This is a genomic window from Mesorhizobium sp. M1227 (assembly GCF_040318315.1).
Taxonomy (GTDB): domain Bacteria; phylum Pseudomonadota; class Alphaproteobacteria; order Rhizobiales; family Rhizobiaceae; genus Mesorhizobium.
The window spans coordinates 1-9,771 of record NZ_JAMYLZ010000074.1; the positions used below are offsets into that span (position 1 = coordinate 1).

At 61.9% G+C, this 9,771-nt stretch carries 9 protein-coding genes; 2 read left to right on the forward strand and 7 right to left on the reverse strand.

Annotated elements, in window-relative coordinates; translation table 11 throughout:
* The 4 genes from NKH28_RS33660 to rpsL all read right to left on the reverse strand — a co-directional run.
* Positions 1-103 (reverse strand): GTP-binding protein (locus NKH28_RS33660; RefSeq protein WP_245464554.1); only part of this gene is annotated, 103 nt, incomplete at its 3' end.
* A 67-nt stretch (positions 104-170) separates the two neighbouring features.
* Positions 171-2,261 (reverse strand): elongation factor G, encoded by a 2,091-nt coding sequence (gene fusA, locus NKH28_RS33665; RefSeq protein WP_023680448.1) that lies wholly within the window; start codon positions 2,259-2,261, stop codon positions 171-173.
* 30 nt (positions 2,262-2,291) lie between these two features.
* Positions 2,292-2,762 carry a 30S ribosomal protein S7 gene (gene rpsG, locus NKH28_RS33670; RefSeq protein WP_008875664.1) on the reverse strand — a complete coding sequence of 157 codons (471 nt, stop codon included), beginning with the start codon at positions 2,760-2,762 and terminating at the stop codon, positions 2,292-2,294.
* A gap of 84 nt (positions 2,763-2,846) precedes the next feature.
* Complete coding sequence (gene rpsL, locus NKH28_RS33675; RefSeq protein WP_006333356.1) at positions 2,847-3,218, reverse strand: 30S ribosomal protein S12; 372 nt, start codon at positions 3,216-3,218, stop codon at positions 2,847-2,849.
* Positions 3,219-3,680: 462 nt separating this feature from the next.
* Here rpsL and NKH28_RS33680 point away from each other — a divergent pair, with 462 nt between their 5' ends.
* Both NKH28_RS33680 and NKH28_RS33685 read left to right on the forward strand, forming a co-directional pair.
* Positions 3,681-3,962 carry a transcriptional regulator gene (locus NKH28_RS33680; protein ID WP_352981408.1) on the forward strand — a complete coding sequence of 94 codons (282 nt, stop codon included), beginning with the start codon at positions 3,681-3,683 and terminating at the stop codon, positions 3,960-3,962.
* A 123-nt stretch (positions 3,963-4,085) separates the two neighbouring features.
* Positions 4,086-5,015 (forward strand): Gfo/Idh/MocA family protein, encoded by a 930-nt coding sequence (locus tag NKH28_RS33685; protein ID WP_352981409.1) that lies wholly within the window; start codon positions 4,086-4,088, stop codon positions 5,013-5,015.
* A 36-nt stretch (positions 5,016-5,051) separates the two neighbouring features.
* Here the strand turns inward: NKH28_RS33685 and NKH28_RS33690 are convergent, their stop codons facing one another.
* From NKH28_RS33690 to rpoC, 3 genes are all read right to left on the reverse strand, one after another.
* Complete coding sequence (locus tag NKH28_RS33690) at positions 5,052-5,465, reverse strand: hypothetical protein (protein ID WP_352981410.1); 414 nt, start codon at positions 5,463-5,465, stop codon at positions 5,052-5,054.
* The gene (locus NKH28_RS33695; protein ID WP_352474774.1) at positions 5,462-6,127 is read right to left on the reverse strand and encodes an O-methyltransferase; all 666 of its coding nucleotides are present in this window, start codon (positions 6,125-6,127) and stop codon (positions 5,462-5,464) included. The genes NKH28_RS33690 and NKH28_RS33695 overlap by 4 nt, the downstream gene beginning before the upstream one ends.
* Before the next feature lie 84 nt (positions 6,128-6,211).
* On the reverse strand, positions 6,212-9,771 hold a 3,560-nt coding region (gene rpoC, locus NKH28_RS33700), incomplete at its 5' end, for a DNA-directed RNA polymerase subunit beta' (protein ID WP_352981411.1).

Sequence of the window (9,771 nt, forward strand, 5' to 3'; positions counted from 1 at the left end):
ACTTGGTGATCGCCGCCGTCAGCGACGTCTTGCCATGGTCGACGTGACCAATCGTGCCAATGTTCACATGAGGCTTAGTGCGCTCGAATTTACCTTTTGCCATGTGATCTCTCCATTCCTGCCAGCCCGTGCGGGCCTTGAATTAAGTTACTGATGCAACTCGTTTCGAGTTACGCGTATTTCTTCTGGACTTCCTGGGCGACCGCGGTCGGGACCGGCTCGTAGTGGTCGAACTGCATCGTGTAGGCCGCGCGGCCCTGGCTCATCGAGCGAAGGTTGTCCACGTATTTGAACATGTTGGCGAGCGGCACCATCGCGTTGATGACCACAGCCACGCCACGGGCTTCCTGGCCCTGGATCTGGCCGCGACGGCCGTTCAGGTCGCCGATAACGCTGCCGACGTAATCTTCCGGCGTCACCACTTCGACCTTCATGATTGGCTCGAGCAACTGCACGCCAAGCTTGGGGGCTGCTTCACGGAAGCAGGCGCGGCCGGCGATTTCGAAGGCCAGAACCGACGAGTCCACGTCGTGGTAGGCGCCATCGATCAGCGTCGCCTTGACGCCGATCATCGGGAAGCCGGCGAACGGGCCCGAGGTCATGACGCTGTTGATGCCCTTTTCGACACCGGGGATGTATTCCTTCGGCACAGCGCCGCCGACGATCTTGGTTTCGAACTCGAATTCGCTGCTTTCCGGATTCGGCTCGAACAGGATCTTGACGCGGGCGAACTGGCCGGTACCGCCGGTCTGCTTCTTGTGCGTGTAGTCCTGCTCGTGCTTGCGGGTGATCGTCTCGCGGTAGGCCACCTGCGGCGCGCCGACATTGGCCTCGACCTTGAACTCGCGGCGCATGCGGTCGACGATGATGTCGAGGTGAAGCTCGCCCATGCCGGAAATGATCGTCTGGCCCGATTCCTCGTCAGTCTTGACGCGGAAGGACGGATCCTCGGCGGCCAGGCGGTGAAGGGCGAGACCCATCTTTTCCTGGTCGTTCTTGGTCTTCGGCTCGATGGCGATCTGGATGACCGGATCGGGGAATTCCATGCGCTCGAGGATGACCGGATGCAGCGGATCACTGAGCGTGTCGCCGGTGGTGGTGTCCTTGAGGCCAGCGAGGGCGACGATGTCGCCGGCAAACGCCTCTTCGACGTCGGCGCGCGAATTCGCATGCATCTGCAGCATGCGGCCGATGCGCTCTTTCTTGCCCTTCACGGTGTTGTCGACCGAGATGCCCTTGGTGAGCTTGCCCGAATAGATGCGGGCAAAGGTGAGCGAACCGACGAACGGGTCGTTCATGATCTTGAAGGCAAGCATCGACAGCGGCTCGTTGTCGTCGGCATGACGCTCGATCTCGGCGTCGGTCTTGGCGTCGACGCCCTTGATGGCCGGGACATCGGCCGGCGACGGCAGATATTCGACGACGGCGTCGAGCAGCGGCTGCACGCCCTTGTTCTTGAAGGCCGAGCCGCAGAACATCGGATAGAACTTCACCGCGATCGTGCCCTTGCGGATGAGCGCACGGATCTCGTCGTTGCTCGGCATCTTGCCTTCGAGGTAATTCTCGAGCGCCGTCTCGTCCATTTCGACGGCGGCCTCGATCATCTTCTCGCGGTATTCTTCGGCACGAGCCTTGAGGTCGGCAGGGATCTCGACGATGTCCCAGGCAGCGCCCAGCGTCTCGTCGCGCCAGACCAGCGCGTTCATCTCGACGAGGTCGACGACACCCTTGAACTCGGTCTCGGCGCCGATCGGCAGCTGCATGACGACGGCATGCGCACCGAGGCGCGATCCGATCATCTCGACCGAGCGGTAGAAGTCGGCGCCGATCTTGTCCATCTTGTTGCAGAAGATCATGCGCGGCACACGATACTTGTCGGCCTGGCGCCAGACGGTCTCCGTCTGCGGCTCGACACCGGCATTGGCATCGAGCAGCGCAATGGCGCCGTCGAGCACGCGCAGCGAACGCTCGACTTCAATGGTGAAGTCGACGTGGCCGGGGGTGTCGATGATGTTGAAGCGGTGCATCTTGCCGTCGCGACCCTTCCAGAAGGTCGTGGTCGCGGCCGACGTGATGGTGATGCCGCGCTCCTGCTCCTGCTCCATCCAATCCATGGTGGCAGCGCCGTCGTGGACTTCGCCGATCTTGTGCGACTTGCCCGTGTAATAGAGGACGCGCTCGGTGGTCGTCGTCTTGCCGGCGTCGATATGCGCCATGATACCGAAATTGCGGTAGTCTTCGATTTTATATTCGCGGGCCATGGGAGGTGCCTCTTCAGTCTCGTTCGCGCTTTACCAGCGGTAGTGCGCGAAAGCGCGGTTGGCTTCTGCCATCTTGTGGGTGTCTTCACGCTTCTTGACGGCGGTGCCGCGGTTGTTGGCCGCGTCCATCAGCTCGCCGGAGAGGCGGTCGACCATAGTGGTCTCGTTGCGGTTGCGGGCGGCGGCAATCAGCCAGCGGATGGCCAATGCCTGACGGCGCTCGGGGCGCACGTCGACCGGAACCTGGTATGTGGCGCCGCCGACGCGACGCGAACGCACTTCGACATGCGGCGCGACATTGTCGAGCGCCTGATGGAAGACGGTGACCGGCTCCTGCTTGGTCTTGGACTGGACCTGATCGAGCGCGCCGTAGACGATGGTCTCGGCAACCGACTTCTTGCCGTCATACATGACGGCATTCATGAACTTGGTGACGATCAGATCGCCGAACTTCGGGTCCGGATTGATCTCACGCTTTTCTGCACTGTGACGACGGGACATTTTTTCTCTGCCTCAATTCTACGCGGTGGCCTGATCCCGGATCGTCGCTTGACGCCGTCCGGAACGACCTTGGCTACGCTTCGGTCACTTCGGACGCTTGGCGCCGTATTTCGAACGGCGCTGCTTGCGGTTCTTCACGCCTTGCGTGTCGAGCACGCCGCGGATGATGTGGTAGCGGACGCCCGGAAGATCCTTGACGCGACCGCCGCGGATCATCACCACCGAGTGCTCCTGAAGGTTGTGGCCTTCGCCGGGGATGTAACCGATCACTTCAAAACCATTGGTCAGGCGGATCTTGGCCACCTTGCGCAGCGCCGAATTCGGCTTCTTCGGCGTCGTGGTGTAGACGCGCGTGCAGACGCCCCGCTTCTGCGGGTTCTGCTGCATGGCCGGGACCTTGTTGCGCTTCACCGGCGCAATGCGCGGCTTGCGGATCAGCTGGTTGACGGTAGGCATTAAACCCTCTTGTCTCTCAATTCCGTGTCTCGCCCGGTCAGGGCCGCTCAAAGCGTCATTTCCATACGCAAATTCGGGCCACAAACCGCGCCTCGCGGTCTTGCCCGAACAAATGGCAGAGGAAGCGGAAGCCGCTTCATGCACGCCGGAAATGTCTTTTCGCTCGTAAAACGAACCCTGTTTGAGGCAAACTCCAAAGCGTGTCGCTTCGGAAGCAAGAGCCTCACATCGGTTCTGACTGGGCGGCTTCTACTCGTATGGCCACTGTCCGTCAACCCCGGAGCGGCAAATATTGCGCTGAACCCGAGGCGTGGCAGCCATGCGAAAAGCGCATGTAATTTTCTTGCGCCGTTTTTCAAGAGGAAGCCAGAAAGTGACCGGCTTGCGGCTGTTTCCAGGCCGTGCTTCGTGCGAAAAGGCGGCATGAGCAGCCCAAACCCCCTCGCCCGGAGGTACGAACCCGTGAATGACAATGAGGAGCGCCCGGTCACCATTATTACCGGCCGGGTGTGGACGCGCAAAGGCGGCAAGCCGGAAGGCGTGCATGTGATGCTGGTCGCGCCGGACGACGATTCGGCGGTGCGCCGCGCTCTCGAATCGCTTGCCGCCGAAGGTTATGCCGAGGCAGAGCTCGATCAGATCGGCGACATGGACGGCGTGCCCGACGAGGAGCCGCATCTGTCCGCCTATCAGGGCGCGCTCGAAGGCGAAGTGTCGATCGTGACGTTCGATGTGCCGATCTGAAGAGATCTGAATCGCGGTCGATCTCACGGGCCGGCGACAAAGCCCGGCGACTTGCCCGGCACAAGTTCTCTGCTAAGAAGCGACCTCTGGCAAAACCAAGCACACTTAACCTGCGGAGCTCCCATGTCCTCTAATCCCATCAAGCTCGGCATCGTCGGCGTGGGAAAGATCGTCCGCGACCAGCACCTGCCGGCCTTGGCGAAGGACCAGGATTATCGCCTGGTCGCCGCAGCCAGCCGCCACGGCAAAGTCGAAGACATCCCGAATTTCCCGACGATCGAGGCGATGCTCGACGCAACGCCAGAGCTCGAGGCGGTGTCGCTGTGCATGCCGCCGCAGTTTCGTTACGACGCCGCGCGCTTGGCGCTCACGGCGAAAAAGCATGTCTTCCTGGAAAAGCCGCCCGGCGCCACGGTCAGCGAGGTCGAAGACCTGAAGGCGCTGGCGACAGCGAACGGCGTCTGCCTGTTCGCCAGCTGGCATTCACGCTATGCGCCGGCTGTCGAAGCTGCGCGCGCATTCCTTGGATCGACAACGATCAGGTCGGCCGCCATCAATTGGAAAGAAGACGTGCGCCGCTGGCATCCGAATCAGGAATGGATCTGGGCTCCCGGCGGCTTTGGCGTGTTCGATCCCGGCATCAACGCCCTGTCGATCGCTACCCACATCCTGCCGCCGATGTTCATCAGCTCGGCAGAACTCGATTTCCCCGAGAACCGCGCGGCACCGATCGCCGCCCATATCGCTTTCCGCACTTCGAACGGTCTGCCGGTGACGATGGAACTCGACTGGCGTCAGACCGGCCCGCAAAGCTGGGACATCCTGGCCGATACCGAGGCCGGATCGATGGTGCTTTCTGGCGGCGGCTCAACGCTCGCCATCGATGGCCGCGTCGTTCACGAGGAGCCGGAAGCCGAATATCCGATGCTCTACAAGCGCTTCGCCGAGATCGTGCGCGCCGGCACCTCCGACGTCGATCTCGCGCCCCTGCAGCACGTCGCCGACGCCTTCATGCTCGGCAAGCGCAATGTGGTGGAAGCTTTTTTCGATTGACACTGACCCCGGTAGAGCGACCTTGAATGTTCCGGATCATCTTGGCTTGCCGTCCGGGAATTCTCCCGGACGAGGCGCAGAAGCAACGGGAGCCGTCCGGTGTCCTTGTTCAAGTTCGCTGATGACATGTTGAACCGCCACCTCGAGATCGGCCTGGCCCCAGCCAAGCTCCGTGATTTCTCCATAACGAACGAATTTTGAGCGGTCGAAACCAGCTTCAATGGCATTGTACGAAATCACGCTCCGGCCGATCAATGCTACGACCCAGACGCGATGATCACTCCCAGCAGGAGAGTGATGCAGCCATTCTTCCGGATCGATCTTGATCAGGTTCCAAAGTCTTCGCTGCCCAAAGCTCATGCGATCTCGGCCAGCGTTGATCAATTCCCAGATGTTGCCTCGTTCAATTGCCGATTCCTTTAAAAAGCCAGCCGCCGGTGGCAGCTTCAATTGACGATCGCTATTGCAAAGCCGTCATAGCCCTTGGCGCCAACAGTCTGGATCGCGGTGCCTTCCAGACGCTTGTCGCTGCCGATGAACGAGAACGCCGCGCGTGCCCCTTCGACATTGGCGTCGCGACCATCTTCATTCACCACCGCGCCGTCACGGATGACATTGTCGCAGACGATGACGGTCCCCGGCCTCGAAAGACGCATGGCCCAGGACAGATAGTGCGGGTTGTTCGGCTTGTCGGCGTCGATGAAGATGAAGTCGAACGGCCCGGCATTCTCGGCGCCTAAGGCCGCAAGCGATTGAAGCGCCGGTCCGACCCGCAGTTCCACACGGTCAGACACCCCTGCCCGTTCAAAGTTCGACCGCGCGACACTGGCGTGGTGCGGATCAAGCTCGAGCGTCACGACCTTGCCGTCCATCGGCAATGCTCGCGCCATCCAGATTGTCGAATAACCGCCCAATGTGCCGATTTCGAGTACCTTCCTCGCTCCCTGCATTCGCGCAAGAAGTGAGAGCAGCTTGCCTTGTGCCGGGGAAACGTCGATAGGCGGCAGGCCCTGATCATGGTTGGCCGCCAGAACGGCATCAAGAGCGGGATCCGCCTCGAAAAGAGCTTCGACAATGTAGTCGTCGACAGAAGCCCAAATCTTCCTGCTCATCGTTTCTTCTCCGATCCGATTGAGGAACCAAAATGCGAAAAGGGGCCACTTAGGCCCCTTTTCTATCTTCTCTTGCTTGCGCGCTTACTGCGCGGCGTTAACCATGTCGGTCAGCATCGGCTCGGCGACCTCGACGCCGGACGCCTTGCGGCGCTCGTCGATGATCAACTCGTCGCGCGAGGTGGCGATGCGCCGGATCTGGCTCATCGTACCGCCGGTACCGGCCGGGATCAGCCGGCCGACGATGACGTTTTCCTTCAGGCCCTGCAGCATGTCGGTCTTGCCGGCAACCGCAGCTTCGGTCAGCACCCTCGTCGTCTCCTGGAAGGAGGCGGCGGAGATGAAGGACGGCGTCTGCAGCGAGGCCTTGGTGATGCCGAGCAGCACCGGCTGGCCTTCGGCCGGCTTCTTGCCTTCCTCGACCAGGCGCTCATTGACCTCTTCCAGCTCGATCACATCGACGTGGTCGCCCGGAATGTAGGTCGAATCGCCCTGCGTGGTGATCTCGACCTTCTGCAGCATCTGGCGAACGATCACCTCGATGTGCTTGTCGTTGATCGACACGCCCTGCAGTCGGTAGACCTCCTGGATCTCGTTGACGAGGTAGGAGGCAAGCGCCTCCACGCCCTTGATCGCCAGGATGTCGTGCGGCGCCGGATTGCCGTCGAGGATGTAGTCGCCCTTCTCGATGACGTCGCCGTCCTGGAGATGGAACGGCTTCCCCTTCGGGATCAGGTATTCGACTGGCTCAAGCGTCGAGTCATGCGGCTCGATGATGATGCGGCGCTTGTTCTTGTAGTCGCGGCCGAAGCGGATCGTGCCATCGATCTCGGCGATGATGGCGTGGTCCTTCGGACGGCGTGCCTCGAACAGTTCGGCAACACGCGGCAGACCGCCGGTGATGTCCTTGGTCTTGGCGCTTTCCATCGGGATACGCGCCAGCACGTCGCCGGGACGAACCTGTGCGCCCGGCTCGACCGAAAGAATGGCCTCGACCGAGAGCAGGAAGCGGGCGTCGCCGCCCTTCGACAGCTTGCCGACCTTGCCCTTGGCATCCAGGACGGCGATCGCCGGCTTGAGGTCGTTGCCGCGTGGCGTCGAACGCCAGTCGATGACCTCGCGCTTGGTGATGCCGGTCGATTCGTCGGCGGTTTCCTGAACGGAAATGCCATCGACCAGATCCTCGAATGCCACCCTGCCCTCGATTTCGGTGAGGATCGGGCGGGTATAAGGATCCCACTCGGCGATGCGCTGGCCGCGTTTCACCTTGTCGCCATCGTCGACGAAGATGCGCGAACCATAGGTAACGCGGTGCGTGGCGCGTTCCTTGCCGGCTTCGTCGAGGATCAGCACCGCCATGTTGCGGCCCATGACCATCAGCTGGCCGTCGGAGTTGCGCACCACGTTGCGGTTGCGGATCTCGACCTTGCCCTCATAGGAGGCTTCAAGGAACGAGGAATCCACCACCTGCGCCGTGCCGCCCATGTGGAAGGTACGCATGGTGAGCTGGGTGCCCGGCTCGCCGATCGACTGCGCCGCGATGACGCCGACAGCCTCGCCCTGGTTGACGGGCGTGCCGCGGGCCAGATCGCGTCCGTAGCAGACCGCGCAGACGCCGACCCTGACCTCGCAGGTCAGCGCCGAACGGATGCGAACCGACTGCACGCCGGCCTTTTCGATCAGTTCCACGTCACGCTCGTCCATCAGCGTTCCGGCCTTGACCAGAACCTCGCCGGTGACCGGGTGGGTGATGTCGTCGAGCGAGGTGCGGCCGAGAACGCGCTGACCAACCGAGGCGACGACCTGACCGGCATCGACGATCGGCTGCATGGTGAGGCCCTTGTCGGTGCCGCAGTCGAGCGAGTTGACGATGCAGTCCTGCGCCACGTCGACGAGACGACGCGTCAGGTAACCCGAGTTCGCCGTCTTCAAGGCGGTGTCGGCCAGCCCCTTGCGGGCGCCGTGGGTCGAGTTGAAGTACTCGAGCACGGTGAGGCCTTCCTTGAAGTTCGAGATGATCGGCGTCTCGATGATTTCACCGCTAGGCTTGGCCATCAGGCCGCGCATGCCGGCGAGCTGGCGCATCTGGGTGGGCGAGCCGCGCGCACCGGAGTGCGACATCATGTAGATCGAGTTCATCGGCTTCTGACGGCCGTTGTCCTCAAACTCGACCGCCTTGATGCGGGCCATCATTTCGTCGGCGACCTTTTCCGAGCACTTGGCCCAGGCGTCGACGACCTTGTTGTACTTCTCGCCCTGGGTGATCAGACCGTCATTGTACTGCTGCTCGTACTCCTTGGCCAAAGCCTCGGTGTCGGAGACCAGCTTGATCTTGGCGTCCGGGATCAGCATGTCGTCCTTGCCGAACGAAATGCCGGCACGGCAGGCGTGGCTGAAGCCGAGAGCCATGATGCGATCGCAGAAAATGACCGTCTCCTTCTGACCGCAATGGCGGTAGACGGTGTCGATCATCTTGGAGATGTTCTTCTTGGTCATCTCCTGGTTGGCGGTCTCGTAGGGCACGTTGTGGTTCTTCGGCAGCAGCTCGCCGATGATCATGCGGCCAGGCGTGGTGTCGTAGATCTTCGACACGACCTTGCCGTCGGCGTCGACCGTGCGGAAGCGCCCCTTGATCTTGGCATGCAGCGTCACCGCCTTGGTCTCGAGCGCGTGCTGGAGTTCGCCCATGTCGGCAAACACCATGCCCTCGCCCGGCTCGTTCTGATTGACGATCGAAAGGTAGTAGAGACCGAGAACCATGTCCTGCGACGGCACGATGATCGGCGCGCCGGAAGCCGGGTGCAGGATGTTGTTGGTCGACATCATCAGCACGCGGGCTTCAAGCTGCGCTTCCAGCGACAGCGGCACGTGGACCGCCATCTGGTCGCCGTCGAAATCGGCGTTGAAGGCCGTGCAGACCAGCGGGTGAAGCTGGATCGCCTTGCCTTCGATCAGGATCGGCTCGAACGCCTGGATACCAAGGCGGTGCAGCGTCGGTGCGCGGTTCAGCAGCACCGGATGCTCGCGGATGACCTCGTCGAGGATATCCCAGACCTCCGGACGCTCCTTCTCGACCAGCTTCTTCGCCTGCTTGACGGTCGAGGAGTAACCCTTGGCGTCGAGACGGGCGTAGATGAAGGGCTTGAACAGTTCGAGCGCCATCTTCTTCGGCAGGCCGCACTGGTGCAGCTTGAGCTCCGGACCGGTGACGATAACCGAGCGGCCGGAATAGTCGACGCGCTTGCCGAGCAGGTTCTGGCGGAACCGGCCCTGCTTGCCCTTCAGCATGTCGGACAGCGACTTCAGCGGACGCTTGTTGGCGCCGGTGATGACGCGGCCGCGGCGGCCGTTGTCGAACAGTGCATCGACGGCTTCCTGCAGCATGCGCTTTTCATTGCGCACGATGATGCCGGGCGCGCGCAGCTCGATCAGCCGCTTCAGGCGGTTGTTGCGGTTGATGACGCGGCGATAGAGGTCGTTCAGATCCGACGTGGCGAAGCGGCCGCCGTCCAGCGGGACAAGCGGACGCAGATCCGGCGGGATCACCGGAACCACCTTCATGATCATCCATTCCGGACGGTTGCCGGATTCCATGAAGTTCTCGACGACCTTGAGCCGCTTCAGGTACTTCTTCTGCTTGAGCT

What these genes read in the sequence shown, in the direction of transcription:
- NKH28_RS33695 (WP_352474774.1), bottom strand. Translation starts at nt 6,127, where the DNA reads ATGAGCAGGAAGATTTGGGCTTCTGTCGACGACTACATTGTCGAAGCT.
- rpsG (WP_008875664.1), bottom strand. Translation starts at nt 2,762, where the DNA reads ATGTCCCGTCGTCACAGTGCAGAAAAGCGTGAGATCAATCCGGACCCG.
- rpsL (WP_006333356.1), bottom strand. Translation starts at nt 3,218, where the DNA reads ATGCCTACCGTCAACCAGCTGATCCGCAAGCCGCGCATTGCGCCGGTG.
- fusA (WP_023680448.1), bottom strand. Translation starts at nt 2,261, where the DNA reads ATGGCCCGCGAATATAAAATCGAAGACTACCGCAATTTCGGTATCATG.
- NKH28_RS33685 (WP_352981409.1), top strand. Translation starts at nt 4,086, where the DNA reads ATGTCCTCTAATCCCATCAAGCTCGGCATCGTCGGCGTGGGAAAGATC.